Source organism: Ruminococcus sp. (genome assembly GCF_017549005.1).
In the GTDB taxonomy this organism is placed as follows: Bacteria; Bacillota; Clostridia; order Oscillospirales; family Ruminococcaceae; genus Ruminococcus.
This window is the reverse complement of sequence record NZ_JAFYYT010000013.1, coordinates 1-22,406: the sequence shown is the minus strand read 5'-3', so window position 1 is coordinate 22,406 and position 22,406 is coordinate 1. Positions and strand designations below refer to the sequence as shown.

The following is a 22,406-nucleotide window of genomic DNA, read 5'->3' as shown; positions in this document are numbered from 1 at the left end:
AGGTGATGTCAGGCAGGCTCGCTTTTTGCCGAGCAGTCAGCGGCAAGGTGTGGCTCTTGATCCGTGAAGGTGGCTCTCAAGGCGCGGCAACGTGGCTCTGAGAGTCCGTGCAGATGGCTCTGAGGTGACGGCGTATACAATTAGCACGGTATACCAACTTTCAGCCTTTCGGAGCGGAAAGAGCCTGTTATATATGGTATCATAAGTATAACGAAACCAAATATTTCGACATTTTTACTGAGGTGATCTTATGAAATTCAATGATATCCCGTGGAAAAAAATAGGCCTTTTTGCAGGAGGAGTTCTTTTCGGTACAGCAGGTATCAGAGTCCTTTCAAGCAAGGACGCGAAGAAGTGCTATACTCACGCGACTGCCGCTGTTCTCCGCGCAAAGGAAAATGTTATGGAGACCGTAACTACGGTACGCGAGAACTGTGATGATATTCTTTCGGACGCAAAGGAAATAAACGAGCAGAGAGCCGTTGAGGAAGAAGCTGCTGTCATCGCAGACAAGTGCGAGGAAATTGCAGACACAAGTGAAGAATAAAAACGAAACAGACCGCATTGACGGTCTGTTTTTGTAGAGGTGATAAATATGAAATGCAAGATAATGCATGAATCAAAAGGACGTATGCGTGTACGCTTCTGCATGAAACGGATGACAATGAAACAGGCTGATACTGCGGAGTATGCTCTGTCTGCGGTAGTCGGCGTGACGAGGGTACAGGTCTTTGACCGCACCTGCGATATCGTTATAGCTTATACCTGCCCGAGGGAGAGTCTCATACAGAAGCTTTCTGCATTTTCCTTTGACGATGAAAGGAATACAGCGCTTGTTCCCGAACATACCGGCAGAAAGCTGAGCAAGCATTATGAGGAAAAGCTGGCGGCGGTGGTTATCAGGAGAGCAGTAAACAAGCTTATCCTTCCAATGCCGCTTCGCAGGATAATGGCTGTGATAAAAGCTGCAAAATACATATTTCGTGGACTGAAATGTCTGCTGAAAGGCAGGCTTGAAGTATCCGTTCTTGACGCTACAGCAATAGGAGTATCGCTTCTGCGCGGTGATTTCAGGACTGCGGGCTCGGTGATGTTCCTGCTGAATGTTGGCGACATTCTCGACGAGTGGACTCACAGGAAGTCCATAGACGACCTGGCGAGGACTATGTCCCTCGGGGTTGAACAGGTCTGGACTAAAACTGCCGACGGCCAGGAAGTCCTTATGCCCGTGAACGAAGTACGCAAAGGTGATATGGTAGTTGTTAGAACAGGTTCCATGATACCTCTTGACGGTAAAGTGGTATCAGGTGACGCAATGGTCAATCAGGCGTCAATGACAGGCGAATTTGTGCCTGTTCACAAGTCTATGGGAGCTTACGTCTACGCAGGTACTGTTGTAGAGGACGGCGAATGTACTATAGTTGTGGAAAATACCGCAGGAGGCGGCCGCTACGACCGTATCGTTAAGATGATAGAGGAGTCCGAGAAGATGAAGTCAGCCGCAGAGGACAAGGCTTCTCACCTTGCGGATAAGCTTGTACCGTGGAGCCTGGGCGGAACTCTCCTGACATGGCTCCTGACGAGGAACGCTACCAAGGCGCTTTCGATACTTATGGTCGATTTCTCCTGTGCACTGAAGCTTGCAATGCCTATTTCAGTCCTGTCGGCAATGCGCGATTGCAGCCGTGCAGGCATAACTGTAAAGGGCGGACGTTTTATGGAAGCCATTGCCGAAGCCGACACCATAGTTTTTGACAAGACAGGAACGCTTACGCATTCAGCTCCTAAGGTGGCGAAGGTCATAACCTTTGACGGTCGGGACGAGGACGAAATGCTGCGGCTCGCGGCTTGTCTAGAGGAGCACTATCCCCACTCAATAGCCAATGCGGTAGTTGCCGGGGCTGCTCAGAAAGGGCTTATCCATGAGGAGTTCCATTCTAAGGTGGAATACGTTGTAGCCCACGGCATTTCAAGCATGGTAGAAGGCGAGCGCGTTCTTATCGGAAGTCATCATTTTATTATCGAGGACGAGCATTGCGCCGAGCCCGAGGACGAGCGCTATCATGAGCTCCCTGCGGAGTATTCCCATCTGTATCTTGCAATTGGCGGAGAGGTCGCAGCTGTTATATGCATTGAAGACCCGCTCCGTGAAGAGGCGGCCGATGTTATTGACAAGCTCCACGGATACGGAATATCACGGGTAGTCATGATGACAGGGGACAACGAGCGTACAGCACGGGCTGTTGCGGAAAAGGTGGGCGTTGATGAGTACTACGCGGAGGTGCTCCCCGAGGACAAGGCAGCCTTTATACGCGCCGAGCATGAGGCAGGACGCAAGGTCGTGATGATAGGTGACGGCGTCAATGATTCTCCTGCACTCAGCGAAGCTGACGCAGGTATCGCTATCAGCACAGGAGCTGCAATTGCACGTGAGATAGCGGATATCACAATTTCTGCCGATGATCTTTATGCTCTTGTAGAGCTGAAACGCCTGAGCAATGCTCTTATGTCGCGTATCGGCTGGAACTATCGGACTATAATCGGTTTCAACGGCGGACTTATAGGACTTGGTGTACTTGGCGCATTGCCGCCTGCCACTTCTGCGCTTCTCCACAATGCTTCGACGCTGGCAATAGGCCTCAGAAGCATGACTGAGCTGAAAAACTGAGTTCAGAACCAACATATCTATGAAAAAGCTCCGACAGTTCAATGTGCTGTCGGGGCTTTGATATATTTATTTTTATCTTATATCGTGCGATGTCGCTTTTTATGACCGCAAATATGCATATATATTTGTACATACTAACTCTTAAAAATACCCTATTTTGCCTGATAATATCAAAACTGCCGAAATCAGGAAAAAGTACTTGACATTCAGGAGATTATATGCTAATATATGAATAGATATTCAAGTGTTCACATAAGTGTGATACTGAAATGGGTATAAATTATGTCATAAGGAGAGAATGGTTATGAGTGAGAAAGAGAGAAAATTCCTTGAAGTCCGCGGCCTGAAAAAGAGCTTCGGCAGCGGCGAAACCAGGCAGGAAGTACTTAAAGAGCTGGACTTCACAGTAGGAAAGGGAGAGTTTTGCGTACTCCTCGGACCGTCGGGCTCAGGCAAGTCAACTCTGCTGAATATACTGGGGGGCATTGACAGTGCCGACGCAGGCGAGATAACCATAAACGGTGATAAGCTTGCTGAAATGGACGAAAAGAGTCTTACGCGCTACCGCCGCAAGCACTTAGGCTATGTTTTTCAGATGTACAATCTTATCCCCAATCTCAACGTAAAGGAAAACATCGAAACAGGCGCATATCTTTCGGATAAGCCTCTCGATATAGACGAATTGCTGAAGATACTCGGACTTTACGAGCACCGCCACAAGCTTCCGAACCAACTTTCCGGCGGACAGCAGCAGAGAGTCTCGATAGGCCGCGCTATCGTGAAGAATCCCGATATACTGCTCTGCGACGAGCCTACGGGAGCTCTCGACTATAAGACCTCCAAGGAGATACTGCAGCTTATCGAGGAAGTCAACAAGAAGTACGGCAACACAATAATCATGGTTACTCACAACGAAGCTATAAAGCAAATGGCTGACCATGTGATAAAGCTCCGCGACGGTAAAATAAGACACGATACCGTCAATAAGGAAAAGCTGACTGCCGCTGAAATTGAGTGGTAAGGGGGATTATTTATGGATAAGAAGATATCATTCGGCAAGCGCCCGAAAGATCCCCTCCGCAGGCGCGTCTGGAAGGATATGCTCCGCGACTGGAAGCGCTATCTGATGATATGTCTCATGCTTATCGTGACTATCGGCTTCGTTTCGGGAATGTACGTTGCAAATAACAGTATGCTCAACACCCTTGACAGGAACGTTGCGGAAATGAAGTGTGAGGACGGTCATTTCAGGCTTTCAAAAAAAGCTGACGAAGCAACTTTAAAGGCGATAGGATCGGGCGAAATGGCTGACGTTCCGGCAGTATACCGCGAACGCGCATACGATGAAGCCGCTGACGAGGTGGAAAAGGCGGTCAATGAGGCCATAGAAGAAAAGGTTGCCGAACAGGTAAAGGAAGCCGTTAAAGCGCAGGTAACAGCAGCAATTGATGAGAAGATCGCCGCTGCGAAGGCTATGGGAGCTGATGTCCCTGCGTCTCAGCGCGAGGAGATGATAAGCTCCGCCCTCGAAACGGCGATCAAAGAAAATTACGACAAGGCTTACGATGAAGCTTTGAAGACTGCAAAGAACTCCGAGGACTACAAAAAGGCTCTCTCCGACGCAATGGACGAGGCAAAAAAGAAAATAGACAAGGAAATAGACGAAAAATACGCCGAAATAGAGGAACGCTACGAGCTGAATGAGAAATTTGCTCCTGTTCCTGTTACGGTTTACGAGCTGTTCTATAAGGACGCAGATGAAACGCTGCCGTCGAAAAGCGATTATTCGGGAACTATCCGCGTTTACGGTGAGCGCGGCGGTATTGACCTTTACGATATATTGAAGGGACGTGCTCCCGGGAATGAAAATGAGATCATCATCGACCGTATGCATGCCGATAACGCAAAGATCAGGATCGGAGATACGCTCACTGCTGGCAATACTGACTTTGAAGTCGTTGGATTTGCAGCTTTTGTGGATTACAGCGCCCTTTATGAGAGCAATACCGACACAATGTTCGACGCCCTTACCTTTGACATAGGCATGACAACTGATGAAGGCTTTGAGCGTATCCGCGCAAATACTGTTGCAAACTACGGCTTCACCTACAACAGCAAGCCTGCCGACGAGTATGAAGAAAAGGATATGTCCGAGCATTTCCTCAAAGCACTCATAACTCAGACAGCTGTCTCCGATACCGATGAGCTTGAAATAAAGGACTATGTTCCTGCCTATGCAAATCAGGCTATGAGCTTCGCAAGGGACGATATCGGCAAGGACAAGGCTATGGGAGGAGTTCTCCTGTACATACTGACTGCTGTTCTTGCGTTTATTTTCGCAGTAACGATCAGCACTACACTTGAACAGGAAGCCTCTGTTATAGGTACGCTGAGAGCTTCGGGCTATACAAGGGGAGAACTTCTGCGCTACTATATGAGCGCTCCGCTGCTCATCGTCATTATTGCCGCTGTTATCGGCAATGTGCTGGGCTATACGGTGTTCAAGAACACGGTCGCAGATATGTACTACAGCAGCTACAGCCTGCCGACCTTTGAGACTTTGTGGACTCCCGAGGCGTTTATCCGCACGACCTTGGTGCCGATAGTGCTCATGCTCATAATAAATGCATTCGTCATCACCAAAACACTGAAGCTCTCACCGCTTCGCTTCCTGCGCCACGACCTGAAGCGCAAGAAGAGGAAAAAGGCTGTAAGACTGCCGAAATGGAGGTTCCTCCGCCGCTTCAGGATACGTGTATTCTTGCAGAATATCCCCAACTATATCATGCTTTTCGTTGGTATAACCTTTGTTATGCTGCTTATCTCAATGGCTGTGGGAATGCCCGAGACCCTGTCCTATTATCAGGAAAAAATGGGCGATATGATGTTCGCTGAGGAACAGTTGATACTCAGCAGCACAGAGGACGAGGACGGAAATATCATCACAACCGATACGGAGGGGGCAGAGCGTTTCTCCATAACCTCTCTTGAGAGAAAATCGGATAGCTATAACGAGGAAGTCGCTGTTTACGGCATAGAAAAGGGCAGCAAATATGTAAATATAAGCGAAACCAATGACGGTTCCGTATATGTTTCCAGGGCTTTTGCCGAAAAGTACGACGTTCACGCAGGTGATACCATTACTCTTTCCGAGAAATACGAGCACAAGGACTACAACTGGGCGGTGCATGATATCTATGACTACTCCGCCGGAGTTGCCGTATTCATGGACAATGAGCAGTTCAACAGGATATTTGACAAGGACAAGGGCGATTTCAGCGGATATATGTCCGACAAAATGATAAAGGACATAGACAGCGAATACATCGTCAATGAGATAACCACTCAGGATATGATAAAAGTCGCGGACCAGCTCGACCACTCAATGGGCTCATATATGCTTTATTTCCAGTACGTATGCTTCATAGTGGCGGCGATAATACTCTATCTGCTGACAAAAATAATCATTGAAAAGAACGAGCGCTCAATATCCATGACCAAGATACTTGGCTATGAAAACGGCGAGATAGCTTCGCTTTATCTCATACCGACAGCGGCAGTAGTGTTCTTCTCGGAGTTCCTCGCTATGTATATCGGCTACAAGCTTATGCAGTTCTTCTGGAAGCTGATAATGATGAAGATGAGCGGCTGGTTCGCATTCATAATGCCTGCATCAGGCTTCGTAAAGGAGTTCCTCCTTGTATTTGCGGCATATCTTGCAATAACAGTACTTGACTTTATCCGTATCCGCAAAATACCTAAGGTTCTTGCGCTCAAGAATATGGAGTGATCATCTGTCTGTACTTCATCGGAGTATTCCTCTGGATAAAACAGCGGACGGGTTCAGACGCCGATAATATATGTTTATGCAAAGCAATCGCCGGTTTCATCGGTGGTTGCTTTGTTGCTTTGGGTTTACAGACATAGCTGTCCGGCAGGCTCGAATAGACAGGGTTTTTATTTGATACAAAATAATTGTTAGATAGCACTTACATTTTGTTACTGTATACAAACTTTATTTTCATGTCATTTCAAATCATTGACAAATTTATATGATGGTGATATTATATATCCGTTATAAGACGCTAACATATTATGTTTATATATCACAACTATTATACGACAAATAAAAAAACTGAATGGAAGGATGAGAAATGATGCCGCTAAGTTTGGCAGAGCCTGAAAAAGAGCTGACCATCAAGAAGCTGGGAGGGACTCCTGCGATACGTCAGCACCTTGAAAACCTCGGATTTACCGTAGGCGGAACAGTCACGCTCATAAACGTGCTGGGCGAAAATGTTATTGTTAAGGTCAAGGAGTCACGTATCGCTATCGGTGCGGATATGGCTCGCAGAATAATGGTCTGATAGGAGAGGGATTATGAAAACACTTAGAGAAACGGCTGTAGGTTCGACGGCAAAGGTGAAGAAGCTTCACGGAGAGGGAGCGATAAAACGTCGTATCATGGATATGGGGCTCACAAAAGGAACGGAAGTATTTGTCCGCAAGGTGGCTCCCCTCGGCGATCCGATCGAGATAAAGGTACGCGGCTATGAGCTTTCACTGAGAAAGGCAGACGCGGAACTGATAGAGGTCGAATAATTATGAAGCGGGACGTAAAGTCCTTGAATTTTTGACAAATTGTTAGCTTTAAATAACTTGAAAGGAAGATATAAATGGAACTGCGAATAGCACTTGCAGGAAACCCTAATGCAGGTAAGACCACCCTGTTCAATGCGCTCACGGGTTCAAACCAGTTTGTCGGAAACTGGCCGGGAGTTACCGTTGAAAAGAAGGAAGGAAAGCTGAAAAAGCACAGTGATGTTATCGTTACTGACCTCCCGGGAATCTACTCGTTATCGCCCTACACCCTTGAAGAAGTCGTTGCAAGAAACTACCTTATCGAAACCAGACCTGACGCTATACTCAACATCATCGACGGCACAAATCTCGAACGCAACCTTTACCTCACAACTCAGCTTGTTGAGCTTGGGATACCCGTTGTCTGTGCGATAAACATGATGGACGTCGTGAATAAAAACGGAGACAAGATAAAAATTGATGAACTTTCCAAACAGCTCGGCTGCAAGATAGTTGAGATATCCGCACTGAAAGGCACAGGCGTTGACGAGGCGGCTGAGGCTGCCATAGCTGCTGCAAAGAACGGCAGGACCATTCCTCAGCACACATTCAGCGGTGTTGTTGAACACGCTATAGCTCATATCGAGGAAGCCTGTCTGCATGATATGCCCGAGGAGCAGCAGCGCTGGTACGCTATCAAGGTCTTCGAGCGCGATGAAAAGGTGCTTGAAAAGCTGAATATCCCCGAAAATGTACAGAAGCACATTGAAGAGGACATAGCAACTGCTGAAAAGGAGCTTGACGACGACGCTGAGAGTATCATCACGAACGAGCGTTATGTTTACATAGCAGACGTTATCAAGGCTTGCTACAGAAAGAAGAACGCAGGAAGCCTTACAGTTTCCGATAAGATAGACAAGATAGTCACTAACCGCTGGCTGGGACTTCCTATCTTTGCAGTTATAATGACTCTTGTTTACCTTATCGCCATGAAGGGACCTGGTGCATGGGCTACCGACTGGACAAACGATAATCTCTTCGGCGACGGTTTCTACCTTCTCGGCATATCCGGGGACTATGACGACGTTTCCGAAAGATACGCAGGCGCACAGCAGATAATCGACGGTTATGACGCTTACGTTGAGGAAAACGGCAGCGCTCCCGCGGACGAGTTCACATACTCTGTCGAGGATGAGGAAACTCTTGAAACAACAGAGGAAACAGCTTCTATTGCCGACTATGAAGAAGCGTTAAAAACAGTTGAGGAGATAGGCGAGGAGCCCGATCCTGCTGATTACGGCGTATTCGTACCGAGTATCCCTGCGATAATCGAAAGCGGTCTTGACAAGATGGGCGCAGCCGACTGGCTGAAAGGACTTATCCTTGACGGTATCGTTGCAGGTGTGGGAGCAGTTCTCGGATTCGTTCCGCAGATGCTGGTTCTGTTCTTCCTGCTTGCTTTCCTTGAAGCCTGCGGCTACATGGCTCGTATCGCATTCGTGCTTGACCGTGTGTTCAGAAAGTTCGGTCTCTCGGGCAAGTCCTTCATACCTATGCTCGTAGGCGTAGGCTGCGGCGTTCCGGGTATCATGGCTTCGAGAACTATCGAAAACGAGCGCGACAGACGTATGACCATCATGACTACCACATTCATTCCGTGCGGAGCTAAGGTACCGTTCATCGCAATGATAGCAGGCGCTATCTTCGGCGGTTCACCTATCATCTCGGTATCAGCATACTTCATCGGTATGGCAGCTATCATCGTTTCGGGTATCATGCTTAAAAAGACAGCAATGTTCTCAGGCGAGCCTGTACCGTTCGTTATGGAGCTCCCTGCATACCATATGCCTACCATGAGTAACGTTCTCCGTTCAATGTGGGAGCGCGGCTGGTCATTCATCAAGAAGGCTGGTTCCATCATTCTCATATCCACGATCGTTATCTGGTTCCTGTCACGTTTCGGAACAGTTGACGGAAGCTTCGGTATGCTGGACGAGGATCAGCTTGACAGCTCGCTGCTGGCAGGCTTAGGCGGACTTATCGCATGGATATTCTCACCTCTCGGCTGGGGCAACTGGCAGGCAGCTGTTGCTTCTATCACAGGTCTGGTCGCAAAGGAGAATATCGTCGGAACTATGGGCGTTCTCTATGGCGGCGGCGACGGCACTGTATGGGAGAACATCGGCGCAGTATTCACAAGCATAACAGGCTTCTCGTTCCTTGTGTTCAATCTGCTCTGTGCTCCTTGCTTTGCGGCTATCGGAGCTATCAAGCGTGAGATGAACAACGCAAAGTGGACAGCATTTGCTATACTTTATCAGTGCTGCTTTGCTTACGCTGTTGCGCTTATGATAACACAGTTCGGCGGACTTTTCACAGGCGAATCTAATATCATCGGCGTTATCGCATCAGTTATTATTCTTGCATTTATGTGCTATATGCTCTTTGTCAAGAAGTATCATGAGGCGTCGAAGTTCAAGGGCAATGTCAAGGTAAAGGCATAAAGGAGTGGTAATATGCTCGCGTGGTTTGCTGAAAATCTGGGAACTATAGTCGTATCTCTTATACTTATTGCTGTCGTGGTACTTATCATAGTAAAAATGGCAAAGGACAAAAAAAGCGGCAGGAGTACGGGAGGCTGCGGCTGTGGCTGCGAGCACTGTGCAATGCACGGAAAATGCCATAAGTAAAAATCATCACAACAAACATCGGGGCGGCCATATCACCGCCCCGCATAAAAACCATAATGTTAGCAGTAACTAATAAACCAAAGGAGGAATTTATGAGCATAGTAATCGTTGGCGGCAATGACCGCATGGCAACACGTTATCAGGATATCTGCAAATCGTTCAATCACAAGTCTAAGGTCTTCACTCAGATGCCTGCGGACTTCGAGAACAAGCTTGGCACTCCTGACCTTATGGTGGTTTTCACAGGGACCTGTTCCCATAAAATGCTTGGAGCCGTTAAAAAAAGCTCCGAGAAAAACGGCGTACCCGTTGAGCACGTTCACAGCTCCAGCGTCAGTGCGCTGAAACAGCTTCTCACAGATATAAAGGGGAGGAAATATGTCCGAAGTTGAACGCAGAAGCATTGATAATCTCATGGCTTTTCACAGCGCTCCTACGCTATTGGGAGTGAAGTGTGCGAATCTTATCTCGTTTGACGGGAATGAGGAGACAATGGCGGAATATCTGCGCGAATTCACGGCTAAACTATCAGACAGCGGACTTTGTGCAATGCGGCTTTGCAAATGCAGGGACCGCACGCTCGTTTACATCTACAATGAGAAAATGCTGAGCGCATGGCTCGGTATGCCGCAGGTTCGTGACCTGCTTTCAGAGTACGGCTACACAGCGGATATGAGTATGGGCGGGAAGCTTCTCAGGCTTGCCTCGCGTATGAACTGCGGCAGCTTCCCTCATGAGATAGGCGCGTTTCTCGGTTATCCCGTGGGAGATATCCGCGGCTTTATCAGCAACAGCGGCAGGAACTGTCTGCTGTGCGGCTACTGGAAGGTCTACGAAAACGCTGAAAAGGCGCGGCAGACATTCAAAACTTATGATCGCTGCAGGGAGATCCTGTTCGATAGATTAAATCACTGTCCGAACCTGTTTCGGGCTATTTCCAAGGAGGAAAATATATGAAAACAGCAGTAATTTATTGGAGCGGCACCGGCAATACCGAGGCTATGGCTAAGGCAGCTGCCGAGGGCGCTAAGGCGGAGCTTTTTGAGGTATCAGAGTTCAAGGGCAATGTCGCAGACTACGACGCATTCGCTTTCGGCTGCCCTGCAATGGGAGCAGAGGTCCTCGAAGAGGACACATTTGAGCCGTTCTTCACAGGTATCGAGGGTTCACTCAGCGGCAAGAAGGTCCTTCTTTTCGGCTCATACGGCTGGGGAGACGGTGAGTGGATGCGTAACTGGTACGACCGTACAAAGTCGGCAGGCGCAGAGCTTATCGGCGACGAGGGCTTTATCGTAAATGAAGCAGCTTCAGACGACGATCTTGCAAAGCTCAGAGAGCTTGCTGCAAAGCTTGCATAAGGAGACGCGGAAATGAAGAAAATCACATCTGTTTTATGTGCCGCAGCCTGTGTTATGGCGGCAGTTCCGTTCACAGCAAATGCAGCAGACGGCGATAAGGTCTACGGTACAATGAATATCCCCTATGCTGATTTCTATGCAGCAGAGCTTAACAACAGCGTTCCTGTTGACGCAGTTTCTTCCGCGACGACCAACAAGTGGAAGGGCAATACTACAGGAAAAATGGGAGATGACGGAAAGTGGCAGAACGGCGGACTTGCCGCAGGTACTTTCAATGAAGAAGGAGAGAACGGCGGCGGTAAGATACTCGGCGTTACCTATCCTGTTGAGATCGCAAAGGCTGACCTTGAAAAGCTCAGCGATAAGATGAATTTCACAGAGCTTTCCGAGAAGCCTGTTGCATACAAGCCTGTTACAGTCGAAAACGGCAAGGCAGCATTCGGCAAGCTGGTCGACAGCGACGGTGAAGAAAAGCTCAGCGGCGAGATGACCGTATCAAGCCTTTCAAGTTGGGGTGACTATCAGATAAATGTAAAGGGTATCCCTGCAAACTGTGATATTTACGGCGTTATCGTAAAGACAAAGGAAGGCACCGACTACGGTATGCGTGCTCTTGAGAATATCTGGCGCAACGGTGCTATCTCATGGGGCGCAGGCGTAAAGGAGAAGGAGCCTCACGGCAACGTGCTCTCCTCCGAGCATTACAAGTCCTCGCAGGGACAGACTATCACGGACGTAACATTCATCACTCTTAACGGCTACAGCACACTTTCAGGACAGAACGGCTATCTCCCTGTGAAGTTCGCAGACAGCATCAAGGTCGAGAGCGGAAAGTCGGGCAAGGGCTCTGTAACATACGATAATTCCGTACTTCCTTCCGATTACAAGGCTAAGGGCGAAGTAGCGGACGGCTTCACGGTTTCGGGAAATACTGTAAGCTACAACAATGCACAGCCCGGCAACTACACACTCACAGTATCTGATGAAAACGGCAAATATTCATCTGTAAGAGGCAGCTTTACACTTACAACAGACGCTATCCCCGTTAAGTATTCCGACGGCAAGCTCGTAGCTGCTGACGGAGCTTCATTAACTGACGCAGCAAACTATCTCAAGAACATCTCAGCCGTAACAGTAGGCGAGAAGAAATACAACGCAGGCAGACGCGGTGCAACTATCATCGACTCACAGACAGGCGAGATAAAGCTTGACGCCAAGTCAGGGGAGGAGAATGTATTCGACGGCTCGGGCAAGTACAAGCTCACTGTTGAAGCAACAGGATATGAGAAGAATTACGAGTTCGAGATAAACAGTCAGGCTGCAGAGACTACTACAACAACAGAAGCTGCAACTTCAAAAACTACTTCAACGACCAAGACATCAACTACAGCAGCAAAGACAACTGCAAGCTCGAACAGTCCTAAGACAGGCGTTGCAGGAGCAGCCCTGCCGTTTACATTCCTTGTACTTGCAGGCGCTTCAGCATTTGCATTCAGAAAGAAGAACGACTGATCATTGTTATTTCCATTATAAAATATGACCTCTGCGGCTTCGGCTGCGGAGGTCAAATACTGCAAAGAGGTAGATTTTATGTTATTTTTGACCGCTCTGTTTATAGCGCTCCTTATCGCTTTTTGTCTTGACAAGCCGCTAAAAAAATGTCCTGCGGCATTCTATATTTCAGCAGCTGTGCTTACTGTGGCATCTGTGATCATCACACAGTCCGATATCAATGTTTCAAGCAGATTTGTCCGTGATAACGTTCTCGGGATATTCTCACGGGGAGCTCTCGGTACTGCTTTCTGGGCAGTTGTCATGTGGGCAGGAGCACTTCCGAACGGCTCTGCTCCCATTAAGAAGCTAATGCCGATCCGCGGCGAATTATCCATAACTGCGGCGATACTTACCTTCTCGCATATCATCACATACGGAGTGCAGTACATAACAAATCTCATCAATGGCAAAACAGGTTCGGACTTCGTTGTCACAAGCGTCGTGTGTCTTGCAATGGTACTGATAATGACGCCGCTGACGGTGATGTCGTTCAAAGCGATACGCAAAAAGATGAAAGCCAAAACATGGAAAAAGATACAGCGTCTTGCCTACATTTTCTACGCCTGTATCTATGTGCATATACTTGTGCTTTTTGTGCCGAAGGCTCAGAAGGGCAGGGAGGGCTATTTCCTCAGTGTTCTTGTATATAGTGCGGTATTCATCGGCTATGCGGCAATGCGTATCAGGAAGTACTACATAGCAAATAAAAAGCCGGAAAAGAAGCTTGTTCCCAATACTGTATGTGCCTGTGCATTTGCTCTGCCCTTAGTGCTTGCAGGAGTTGTTTCACGCAGTGGCAGCAGCGGAGAAACGGCTGCTCCGGCTTCCGGAACACCTGTGACGTTCAGCTTTGAAGCTCCGGAAAATGCCCCTTCTGAAACCGTAACTACAGCGGTCACAGCGACCACAGCAAAGAAAAACAGCACAACAACGTCTGTAACAACTACAGGTGCAAATAAAGACGAAAAAACGGAAGAAACTACCGCTGAAAAAACAGAAGAGGAAACAACTGCCGCAGAGGAACAGAAAAACGAAGAGCCTGCACAGGAGCAGCATGAAGAAGCTCCTGCCGACGAGCCTCAGCCTGCATTCAGGTTTAAGAACGGCGAATACGAAGCAGAAGCCGAGGGCTACGCAGGAAAGGTCCATGTGAAGCTGTCCGTTGAAAATGACGCGATCACAAGTATTTCCGCATGGGCTGATGAGGACGACCCCGAATACTTCAACGACGCTATGAATAAGGTGATACCGCAGATAGCAACGAAAGTCAGCGCAGACGGTATCGACGCCTGCTCGGGCGCGACCTACAGTTCAAACGGTTTGATCGAAGCAGCACGTAAGGCACTTGAACAGGCGATGAACTGATATAAAACAACAAAACGGCTAAAGCCCGAAAAGCGGACATTTTCTTCGCTTTTCGGGCTTTGATGTTTGTGATTATTTGTTTTCGCGCACATTACAGCTCATTACTGTGCAAGCTGTTATACTCTTTTATAAGGTTGCAGAAGATATTGCCGTACTTTTCGGCTTTTATCCTGCCGACTCCCGATACCTTCAGAAATTCATCTGTATTTGTCGGAAGCACCCTGCACATATCTCTCAGAGCGGCGTCGGAGAATACAATATAAGCAGGGACTCCTGCTTCTGCTGCAAGCTCGCCGCGAAGCTTTCTGAGTTCTTCAAACAGCGCATTATCAATATCAGTCTGTTCACTGCGCTGTTTTTTATCTTTTGGCTTTTCTTCCTTCGGGAGCTTCATACTGACAGGTATATGCTCTTTCAGTATCCTTGCCGATAAGGCAGTAAGCCCCACAACAGGGTATTCATCGTCGCTGCTGTACAGATATCCGTTTTCAATAAGGAACTCCAGCTCTGCTCTTATGCGTTTTGCGGAGGTGTCCTGCATGATACCGTAAGTTGAGAGCTTGTCAAATCCTGAGGCTGCGATTCTTTCATTCCTGCTGCCCCTGAGTATATCAACGATCATGCTCTTGCCGAAATATCTGCCCCTTTGTTTTATCCTGAAAACGCAGGAAACTATCTTCTGCGCGTCAACGGTTATATCAGCTTCCTCAAAGCCGTTCAGACAGCAGGAGCAGTTTCCGCAGAATGAAGGAGCTTTTTCCCCGAAGTATCCCAGCATGAACTGCCTGAGACAGTCGGTGGTAGTTGCGTAGAAAGTCATTTCCCTGAGCCGCTGTCTGTCGCGTTCGAGCATGATATCCTTTTCGCTTTCGGAGAGCTCGGTATTTTCCTCGCGGCTTTTTTCGATCATGAAATTATTTGTGCGGACGTCCATCGGACCATACAGAAGTATGCACTGTGCAGGGCTTCCGTCCCTGCCTGCACGGCCTGCCTCCTGATAGTAGCTTTCGATGTTTTTTGGCATATTGTAGTGGATAACAAAGGAAACGTCGGACTTGTCTATACCCATGCCGAAAGCGTTCGTAGCCACCATTATGCGCTTGCGGTCGTATATGAAATCGTCCTGATTTGTTCTTCTTTCGGTATCTGAAAGACCTGCATGATATCTTGTAGCGGAGAAGCCGTCGGAACACAGCTTCTCGCATATCTCTTCAACATTTCGCCGCGAAAGGCAGTAAACTATTCCGCATTTACCGCCGGATCCGTCCAGGAGCCTCCGAAGCTCGGCATACTTGTTCTGCGGCTTTATTACCGAGAAAAACAGGTTCGGGCGGTCAAATCCGGTCACAAGTGTAAAGGGATCGTTCAGTTCCAGCAGCTGTATGATATCTTCCCTGACCGTATCTGTAGCGGTAGCAGTAAACGCACTTATTACAGGCCGCCGGGGCAGGCTGCGTATAAACTCGGAGATACGCAGATAGCTGGGGCGGAAGTCCTGTCCCCACTGAGAAACACAGTGAGCTTCGTCGATAGTGACCATAGATATCCCGACAGAAGAAGCGATGCGGTTCATTTCGGGAGTGCCGAGTCTTTCGGGAGCAACGTAGATAAGCTTTAGTTCACCGCACAGTGCGCGTTGCATGGTCTCTGCGTATTCCTCCTGAGAAAGGGAACTGTTTATGCAGGCGGCGCTGACTCCCGAGGAAACAAGAGCGTTTACCTGATCCTTCATAAGGGAAATGAGCGGCGAAATAACGACAGTCATGCCGCTGAGCATGAGTGCAGGCACCTGATAGCACACGGATTTTCCTGCGCCTGTAGGCATGATACCGAGAACGTCCCTGCCGCTGAGGATATTGTCTATGAGTTCACCCTGTCCGCTGCGGAATCCCTTATGTCCGAAGTATTCATTTAATACCGAAAGCTTGTCCATGCACGTTTCGCTCCTTATAACGGGGATTTTATATTATTATAGCATTTATGCACTGAAAAAGCAAGGCGACCGATCCTTTGGCTTTTTTATGAAGCTGCATGAAGCGGAGTTTTAGGTTGACACGTCTCTTTTTTCATGCTAAAATTGACACATGGATAAGTTGCAGCATTCAGACGAAGGAGGAGATAAAATGTCTAAAAAACAAGGCGCTGCAGAAAAGCCAAAGGAGAAAAATCGTGCTTTCCGCACAGGTTTCCTGGTTATGCTCATTGCCGCTGCATTAACGGCTGTTTATATCCGCACCAATCCGAAATGGAAAGCTGCTGAGCTTACCATAGAGCCTGCGGGCAGATATTACGAGGTGCAGTCATTGGTGCCTGAGGGCAAGACTCTTGAAACGCGGATAATCCCACCCGACGGCTTTGAGCGTGTTCCTGTTAAGGAGGGGAGTTTCGGGGAATATATGCGGAATTATCCGCTTCTTCCCGATGATATAAAGATACCTGTATATGACGGAACGACTATCAGCTCAACTGATGTTGCCGCAGTTTTCGATATAAGTCTCGGAACTGAGGGCTATCAGCAGTGCGCGGACAGTGTAATAAGGCTTTACAGCGATTATTTCTACGAAAAAGGAGAGTTTGACAAGATATCATTTAAGTTTTCAAACGGCGACGAATGCTCTTACAATGACTGGCGGAAGGGCATGAGAATGCTTGCCTTTGCGGACTTTTCCTGCAGGATACCGTTCGGACTTCCCGATAAGAGCGAGCAGCAGTACAGGAACTATCTCAAGCAGGTAATGCGCTATGCAGGCACTCTTTCGCTGCAAAAGGAGTCTGAAGTGATTTCTGCCGATGAGCTTCGTATCGGCGATATTATCTGCAACGACACACACGTTGTGATGATAGCTGACGAGGCAGTAAACGAAAATGACGAAAAATGCTACCTTATCGGACAGAGCTTTATCCCTGCCGTATGCTTCCATATCCTGACACATACGGAGGAAAATGTGACTTCTCCATGGTATACCAGTGAACAGCTCGAAAAGGACTCATTTGTTATCGGTTCATTTATATTTGAAAAGAATGATATCCGCCGATGGAAGGACGGCTTTTAAATAAAAAAAGGTATGCCCCGGGTGAGAGAACCCCGGGGCATTATTTAAACTCAGCCCCGGTGATGGTGATCCGGGGCGTTGTTTTTAATATGTTTCGCTTACCCAGAGGGAAGCTCTGTTCTGTATCATGCTGATAGTCGTGTCGATATCCTGACCGCCGCCGAGATATGTCATTACTTCATCGTTGACTATCCAGAATATATTCCTGTCTACTCTGTTGTCCCAGCGGTTTATGGAATCGGTATAATTCTCTAAAAACTCGATATCCTTTTCATCTATCTGTATATTGTCAACGGTTATTTCGTGTCCCTGTGCAGTCGAAATGTCTTCAAAATCGTAAACATTGTTCATGATATTTTCAGCCACTTTTTTGCGTGCGGCGTTATTAATGCAGAAGCCTGTTCCCTCCAGTGAGTCAACGGTCTTTCTGACTCCTTCGGGAGTTTCAATCTCATATTTTTGGACTGCGTTTTCTGTCTGAAATTCCTCTGTATAGAACTGACGTATGAATTCCCATGCTGCCTCCTGCTTTTCCGCAGAGGAGCTTGAACATATGGACCAGCCCGGCAGAGAGCTTGTCAGATAAGCTCCCTCTCTGTTGGAGGTCGGATAGCCCACAAGGGTATATTTCCCGTCGCGCAGTCGGTATTGCTTTTCCTCATAAGTCCGATAGTTCATATCTGAGATTATGGCAGAATTTGCACTTGTTATAAGATATTTTGACGCAAGGCTCGGTGCATTATAGTCATATTCGCCCTTTTCGCCGTTAATGCTCGGAAATTGCTTGCAGAACTCCAGTATTTTTCTGAAATCAGGAGAATCGAATGTTACCTTGGCGTTTTCTTCATCGACAAAGGCAGGAGTATTTTCTCTCAGGATATTATAAAAAATATACTCCGCATTGATAGAGCCTGCAATGGTAGAACCCTCTGGCATAGCGTTCCAGCGGTCTATAAACTCGTCGATAGTCCAGTTCTGTTTTGTACCCCCGTATTCACTCTTGCTTATCATGGTATTCACCTCGTATGTACGGGGAATATTATAAAGTTTACCGTTTATCTCGTTTAGTTTGAGGATATGGCTGTTAAGCGTTGAGGTATTGACCTCTGGGTCGTTCTCCATAAAGTCATAAAGATCCGCAAAAGCGCCTTTCTGCCTGAGAAGCCAGTATTTTGCGTCATCTCCGAATGTCACGTCGCCCACTATGTCGATACCGCCCTTGTTCATTATCTGCTGAACAGTTTCAAAGTCTATGCTTGCCAATTCGTCTTCTGTAAAGGCGTGTGGAAATCCGTCACTGTCATTGCGGCTTGCAAAAATTTTGGTCTCGATACGGCAGCCGTTATCGGCATTGTTGAACTCTTCAATGGCGCTGACAAGGCTCTCCTGTTCGGGCTCGATCATCAGTCCCAGAGTAATAACGATGTCCTCTTTGCTGTTTGAAGCGCCCTGCGGAACTTCACCGTTATCGTCCGATTTTACCGTATCTGAAACAGTGGTGTCCACGCCGGCCTTGTTCTGACAGCCTGCGAGCAGAACACAGGCTGCAAAAGCGAAAGCAGAAAGCTTTCTTTTCATACGTTTTCTCCTTTTATCTTAAATAAACGGTGCAAAATCACATAAAATACATTATATCAAAAATTTGGTATTGCGTAGCTCTTTCCCTCGTCAAGTCCCCATGCTCTGAACATATTATTGTAGAAGGTGGGACGTGCGAAGTCGTACTCCATGTTCATATGGAAGAATGAATGCTTCATTCCCATGAAATTTAGGCTGTTGAGACCCTTTTCAAACTCCTCGAACCTTGCTTTCGGCACTGAGAGGATAACATCGTTCTCACTTGTGTTTGCGTTTGTAAAGTCGCCCGGGTCGGGGAATGAAACGCGGTATTCGTCTTTTGTGAGGGAGGGGATTATGCCCCATACACAGGAGTCTATGGCGTCAAATTCAGTTTTCATGGTAGTTCCTGTCTGAGTCTTTATTCCCATGAGTATGGTACGGAGCTCTGCGTTGCGGCAGTTTATAACGATAGCGTCGGGCTCGAACTCTGCAGCTCCCAGTGGAGCGGTGAGTATTCCCTTATATGCTCCTGCAGGTAAGTGCGGCATATTCTCAATGAATGCAGCGGCTGCGTCGGGATCGTTTATGCCGATAACCGGGAGAAGCTCGTTGAATTCGGGCGTTCCCTTTTTCAGTTCCACCATGCCGTATGCTATCAGCGGCGCCCAGCACCAGTGATCCTGTTTCTGCATATAAACGGTCTTTCCCTCTCTTCTTGAAAGCGCGAAAGCCTGACAGAGCGACATATGCTGACCGAGATCGCGCAGCGGGTATATGGTATTTTTCGGCAGCTCCGTCTCGTCGCGTATCATTTTCAGTGCCATTGCGTCATAGCGCTGACCGATAGTATTTTTTAGCAAATCCGAAATACGTTTGTTTTGTTCCATAGTGTTTATGAACCTCCGATAATTCTGATATTTTTTAATTATAACACATTCACTAATCAAAAACTATTGAATTGTTGCTGTTTTTAGCATTCTTTTGTCGTTTGTTGACCTGTTTTCAGCTTATCGTTTCAAATCTGTTTTCGATATCGGCAGCTGTTGTGCCTGAGGCTTCTATTACTATGATGTTGTCAGAGCTGATCTTTTTTGCATATTTGATAGTCGGGTACGAATCGCAGGTATAGGAGATCTTTGTATACTCGCTGCCGCCGAGGGTGATCTTCTCGGGAACGCTTATATCTGCTACTGTGAAGCTCTGCTTGTAATTGGCTATTTCAAGCTGCAGGTATTCTTCAGGTGTCATATCGGGAGTTTCGGGATATCTCTGCTTGAGGTCATAATACCATACATTGATTTTTGAAGCTTCGCCGTAGGTTGCGGAGAAGTCTATCACGCCTGTCATGTAGTGTTCCTTTTCTTCCTCGGTCATGAACCTTGTGGGCATCATGTAATTGGTATAGAGTGCGTCTTTGCCGTAAAGCTCGGCGTCTGCGGGAAATACCAGCTTTAAGCCCGCTAAGTCGGAGATATATGCATTACCCACGATCTTGCCCTTGTTGAAGGCTGTCTCCATGACCTGATCGGCAGGCTGAGAGGTATAATTGCTCTCTGTTGCCTGAACTGCTGCTTCTGAAACAGGTTCTGCTGTTTCGGCGGTCTGAACAGCTTCTTCGTCCGAAGCTGCCGCAGCTGTTGTGCTCTGTACAGTGGGAGCATCGGACTTTTCATCCTTGGCGGCAACTGCTGCTGCGGTATTTGTGCTGTCGTGATATGAAGTGTCGAGGCTGGATGTTATGTGCATCTGTCTGCCGCATGACGCAAGACTTAACATAGCTGCTGCCAAAGTGATGATAACTGCTGTTTTTTTCATAATATTAACTCCTTTTTGCGGTGTTGAGCCGCTCTTTATATTCTGGTCTTTAACATAAAGCTTTTCTCTGCAAGCTTGACCTTTCATAAACAATAATCGAAACCAAAATGCAAAATGTTACATAATCCGAAAAAATTTTTCTATGCACCAGAAAAAAACAGCCACAGGTTCATTATCGAATCTGTGGCTTTATAAATTATATAAGCTTTATGATAGAGGTCTCCGCCTTATTTTGTAAGAGCGATAACCTTTTCATAAGCAGGCTTAGGCTGATAGCCGTTAGAAAAAAGGAGAGGATTCTGTGATGATCTCCAGCTTACGCTGTCCTGTGTGCCCCAGATGGTAACAGCAGGGATCTGAGCAGAATTCTGCATTGCGAGCTTGAAGATCTTCTCATAGAGATCTGCCTGTTCCTGTGAGTTATTGCAAGTGATATCGAGCTCTGTTATCTGAACCTCAAGACCTGTGCTGAGGAACTTCTTGAGAGCTGTCTCATATGTATTAGCGTCAGGATACTTTGTATCAAGGTGAGACTGCATACCGATACCGTCGATGTAGCCGAGCTGCTTGAGCTTCATAGCCATGTTGTAGATATCGTTTGTCTTAGCAGGGATGTACTCGTTGTAATCGTTGAGATAGAGCTTGCAGCCTGCGGGTGCATACTGTCTTGCATACTTGAATGCGTTGATCACGAAGCTGTCATCACCGTATACTCTTACCCAGTTGGAGTTGTCAGCGCCTCTCATTCCGCCGCCATCGTTGAGGAAGAGCTCGTTACATACGTCGTATGAGTAAACTTCGAGCTTAGGATACTGCTCCTTAAGAGCTGCGAATGTATTCTTGATCATGCTTTCAAGACGCTGGTTCATGATATCCTTTGATACGTAAGCGCCGCTCTGTGAGAAGTTCTCACGGAAGAACCAGTCAGGAGTCTGGCTGTACCAAACAAATGTGTGACCACGGAGTGCTATGCCGTTCTCTTCACAGAATTTAAGTGTCTGAGCTGCTCTGCTGAGGCTGATCTGAGTATTTACGTTGTTGCCTCTCTGCTGACAAGCAGACTGATCGAGAATGCTGTCAGGCTTGAGCTCGTTCTCCGGAGTAATGGAGTTGTAGTTCTTCTTGAGGAATTCAGCACCGCTTCCGAGCTCGTGAGGGCTTACAGAAGTACCGATCTTGAAGTAGCTTGCAAAAGCATTCTTGAAGCCGTCGCCCTGTGAGCTTGTATTGTTGCTCTGCTGCTGGTTATTGTTCTGCTGACCCTGGTTCCAGTTGTTCCAGTCGTTATTCTGCTGCTGACCCTGGTTCCAGTTGTTCCAGTCGTTGTTCTGCTGCTGTCCCTGGTTCCAGTTGTTCCAGTCGTTGTTCTGCTGCTGTCCCTGGTTCCAGTTATCCCAGCCGTTGTTCTGCTGACCCTGGTTCCAGTTATTCTGCTGGTTCTGGTTGTTCCAGTTATTTACATCCCAGTTGTACCAGTTGTTATTGTTGTTCCAGTTGTTGTTATTATTCCACTGGTTCTGGTTATTCCAGTTATCCCAGCCGTTGTTCTGCTGACCCTGGTTCCAGTTATTCTGCTGGTTCTGGTTGTTCCAGTTGTTTACATCCCAGTTGTTCCAGTTGTTATTATTGTTCCAGTCATTGTTCTGGTTCCACTGATTCTGGTTATTCCACTGGTTCCAGTCGTTATTCTGCTGCTGGCCCTGATTCCAGTTGTTCCAGTCGTTGTTCTGCTGCTGGCCCTGATTCCAGTTGTTCCAGTCGT

The 22,406-nt window shown here is 47.5% G+C and carries 19 protein-coding genes; 14 read left to right on the top strand and 5 right to left on the bottom strand.

Going from position 1 to position 22,406, the window contains the following annotated elements; genetic code table 11:
• The first annotated feature begins 250 nt into the window (after positions 1-250).
• The 13 genes from IKW96_RS04965 (at position 251) to IKW96_RS04905 (ending at position 14,216) form a co-directional block, all read left to right on the top strand.
• The gene (locus IKW96_RS04965) at positions 251-547 is read left to right on the top strand and encodes a DUF6110 family protein (protein WP_296571074.1); all 297 of its coding nucleotides are present in this window, start codon (positions 251-253) and stop codon (positions 545-547) included.
• Positions 548-595: 48 nt separating this feature from the next.
• A complete protein-coding gene (locus IKW96_RS04960) occupies positions 596-2,668 on the top strand; it encodes a heavy metal translocating P-type ATPase (protein WP_296571068.1) in 2,073 nt (690 codons plus the stop codon).
• 304 nt (positions 2,669-2,972) lie between these two features.
• The gene (locus IKW96_RS04955) at positions 2,973-3,689 is read left to right on the top strand and encodes an ABC transporter ATP-binding protein (RefSeq protein WP_296571064.1); all 717 of its coding nucleotides are present in this window, start codon (positions 2,973-2,975) and stop codon (positions 3,687-3,689) included.
• Positions 3,690-3,701: 12 nt separating this feature from the next.
• Positions 3,702-6,458 carry an FtsX-like permease family protein gene (locus tag IKW96_RS04950; protein WP_296571061.1) on the top strand — a complete coding sequence of 919 codons (2,757 nt, stop codon included), beginning with the start codon at positions 3,702-3,704 and terminating at the stop codon, positions 6,456-6,458.
• A 364-nt stretch (positions 6,459-6,822) separates the two neighbouring features.
• Positions 6,823-7,035, top strand: a complete 213-nt coding sequence (locus IKW96_RS04945; protein ID WP_028514679.1) for a FeoA family protein — start codon at positions 6,823-6,825, stop codon at positions 7,033-7,035.
• Positions 7,036-7,048: 13 nt separating this feature from the next.
• Positions 7,049-7,270, top strand: coding sequence for a ferrous iron transport protein A (locus IKW96_RS04940; protein ID WP_028514680.1), 222 nt, complete (start codon positions 7,049-7,051; stop codon positions 7,268-7,270).
• Positions 7,271-7,344: 74 nt separating this feature from the next.
• Entirely contained in the window at positions 7,345-9,753 is a 2,409-nt protein-coding gene (locus tag IKW96_RS04935; RefSeq protein WP_296571052.1) for a ferrous iron transporter B, read from the top strand.
• Positions 9,754-9,765: 12 nt separating this feature from the next.
• The gene (locus tag IKW96_RS04930) at positions 9,766-9,939 is read left to right on the top strand and encodes a FeoB-associated Cys-rich membrane protein (protein WP_296571049.1); all 174 of its coding nucleotides are present in this window, start codon (positions 9,766-9,768) and stop codon (positions 9,937-9,939) included.
• 92 nt (positions 9,940-10,031) lie between these two features.
• A complete protein-coding gene (locus tag IKW96_RS04925; protein ID WP_019680047.1) occupies positions 10,032-10,331 on the top strand; it encodes a DUF2325 domain-containing protein in 300 nt (99 codons plus the stop codon).
• Positions 10,318-10,896 carry a DUF3793 family protein gene (locus IKW96_RS04920; protein WP_296571045.1) on the top strand — a complete coding sequence of 193 codons (579 nt, stop codon included), beginning with the start codon at positions 10,318-10,320 and terminating at the stop codon, positions 10,894-10,896. Before IKW96_RS04925 ends, IKW96_RS04920 begins: the two co-directional genes overlap by 14 nt.
• Positions 10,893-11,297, top strand: coding sequence for a flavodoxin (locus IKW96_RS04915; protein ID WP_296571043.1), 405 nt, complete (start codon positions 10,893-10,895; stop codon positions 11,295-11,297). Before IKW96_RS04920 ends, IKW96_RS04915 begins: the two co-directional genes overlap by 4 nt.
• A gap of 12 nt (positions 11,298-11,309) precedes the next feature.
• The gene (locus IKW96_RS04910) at positions 11,310-12,809 is read left to right on the top strand and encodes an NPXTG-anchored protein (RefSeq protein WP_296571040.1); all 1,500 of its coding nucleotides are present in this window, start codon (positions 11,310-11,312) and stop codon (positions 12,807-12,809) included.
• Positions 12,810-12,887: 78 nt separating this feature from the next.
• A complete protein-coding gene (locus IKW96_RS04905; protein ID WP_296571036.1) occupies positions 12,888-14,216 on the top strand; it encodes an FMN-binding protein in 1,329 nt (442 codons plus the stop codon).
• Between the two features lie 91 nt (positions 14,217-14,307).
• Here IKW96_RS04905 and recQ read toward each other — a convergent pair whose 3' ends face one another.
• Positions 14,308-16,149 carry a DNA helicase RecQ gene (gene recQ, locus IKW96_RS04900; protein ID WP_296571033.1) on the bottom strand — a complete coding sequence of 614 codons (1,842 nt, stop codon included), beginning with the start codon at positions 16,147-16,149 and terminating at the stop codon, positions 14,308-14,310.
• Between the two features lie 190 nt (positions 16,150-16,339).
• On the opposite strand from recQ, the gene IKW96_RS04895 reads away from it, so the two are divergent.
• On the top strand, positions 16,340-17,269 hold the full coding sequence (locus IKW96_RS04895; RefSeq protein WP_296571030.1) for a DUF4846 domain-containing protein: 930 nt from the start codon (positions 16,340-16,342) through the stop codon (positions 17,267-17,269).
• Between the two features lie 84 nt (positions 17,270-17,353).
• Here IKW96_RS04895 and IKW96_RS04890 read toward each other — a convergent pair whose 3' ends face one another.
• The 4 genes from IKW96_RS04890 to IKW96_RS04875 all read right to left on the bottom strand — a co-directional run.
• Complete coding sequence (locus IKW96_RS04890) at positions 17,354-18,847, bottom strand: extracellular solute-binding protein (RefSeq protein WP_296571027.1); 1,494 nt, start codon at positions 18,845-18,847, stop codon at positions 17,354-17,356.
• 56 nt (positions 18,848-18,903) lie between these two features.
• The gene (locus tag IKW96_RS04885; protein ID WP_296571024.1) at positions 18,904-19,716 is read right to left on the bottom strand and encodes a DUF169 domain-containing protein; all 813 of its coding nucleotides are present in this window, start codon (positions 19,714-19,716) and stop codon (positions 18,904-18,906) included.
• Between the two features lie 115 nt (positions 19,717-19,831).
• Positions 19,832-20,644 carry a hypothetical protein gene (locus tag IKW96_RS04880; RefSeq protein ID WP_296571021.1) on the bottom strand — a complete coding sequence of 271 codons (813 nt, stop codon included), beginning with the start codon at positions 20,642-20,644 and terminating at the stop codon, positions 19,832-19,834.
• A gap of 227 nt (positions 20,645-20,871) precedes the next feature.
• On the bottom strand, positions 20,872-22,406 hold a 1,535-nt coding region (locus IKW96_RS04875; protein WP_296571018.1), incomplete at its 5' end, for an endo-1,4-beta-xylanase.

What these genes read in the sequence shown, in the direction of transcription:
- IKW96_RS04965 (WP_296571074.1), top strand. Translation starts at nt 251, where the DNA reads ATGAAATTCAATGATATCCCGTGGAAAAAAATAGGCCTTTTTGCAGGA.
- IKW96_RS04960 (WP_296571068.1), top strand. Translation starts at nt 596, where the DNA reads ATGAAATGCAAGATAATGCATGAATCAAAAGGACGTATGCGTGTACGC.
- IKW96_RS04955 (WP_296571064.1), top strand. Translation starts at nt 2,973, where the DNA reads ATGAGTGAGAAAGAGAGAAAATTCCTTGAAGTCCGCGGCCTGAAAAAG.
- IKW96_RS04950 (WP_296571061.1), top strand. Translation starts at nt 3,702, where the DNA reads ATGGATAAGAAGATATCATTCGGCAAGCGCCCGAAAGATCCCCTCCGC.
- IKW96_RS04945 (WP_028514679.1), top strand. Translation starts at nt 6,823, where the DNA reads ATGATGCCGCTAAGTTTGGCAGAGCCTGAAAAAGAGCTGACCATCAAG.
- IKW96_RS04940 (WP_028514680.1), top strand. Translation starts at nt 7,049, where the DNA reads ATGAAAACACTTAGAGAAACGGCTGTAGGTTCGACGGCAAAGGTGAAG.
- IKW96_RS04935 (WP_296571052.1), top strand. Translation starts at nt 7,345, where the DNA reads ATGGAACTGCGAATAGCACTTGCAGGAAACCCTAATGCAGGTAAGACC.
- IKW96_RS04930 (WP_296571049.1), top strand. Translation starts at nt 9,766, where the DNA reads ATGCTCGCGTGGTTTGCTGAAAATCTGGGAACTATAGTCGTATCTCTT.
- IKW96_RS04925 (WP_019680047.1), top strand. Translation starts at nt 10,032, where the DNA reads ATGAGCATAGTAATCGTTGGCGGCAATGACCGCATGGCAACACGTTAT.
- IKW96_RS04920 (WP_296571045.1), top strand. Translation starts at nt 10,318, where the DNA reads ATGTCCGAAGTTGAACGCAGAAGCATTGATAATCTCATGGCTTTTCAC.
- IKW96_RS04915 (WP_296571043.1), top strand. Translation starts at nt 10,893, where the DNA reads ATGAAAACAGCAGTAATTTATTGGAGCGGCACCGGCAATACCGAGGCT.
- IKW96_RS04910 (WP_296571040.1), top strand. Translation starts at nt 11,310, where the DNA reads ATGAAGAAAATCACATCTGTTTTATGTGCCGCAGCCTGTGTTATGGCG.
- IKW96_RS04905 (WP_296571036.1), top strand. Translation starts at nt 12,888, where the DNA reads ATGTTATTTTTGACCGCTCTGTTTATAGCGCTCCTTATCGCTTTTTGT.
- recQ (WP_296571033.1), bottom strand. Translation starts at nt 16,149, where the DNA reads ATGGACAAGCTTTCGGTATTAAATGAATACTTCGGACATAAGGGATTC.
- IKW96_RS04895 (WP_296571030.1), top strand. Translation starts at nt 16,340, where the DNA reads ATGTCTAAAAAACAAGGCGCTGCAGAAAAGCCAAAGGAGAAAAATCGT.
- IKW96_RS04890 (WP_296571027.1), bottom strand. Translation starts at nt 18,847, where the DNA reads ATGAAAAGAAAGCTTTCTGCTTTCGCTTTTGCAGCCTGTGTTCTGCTC.
- IKW96_RS04885 (WP_296571024.1), bottom strand. Translation starts at nt 19,716, where the DNA reads ATGGAACAAAACAAACGTATTTCGGATTTGCTAAAAAATACTATCGGT.
- IKW96_RS04880 (WP_296571021.1), bottom strand. Translation starts at nt 20,644, where the DNA reads ATGAAAAAAACAGCAGTTATCATCACTTTGGCAGCAGCTATGTTAAGT.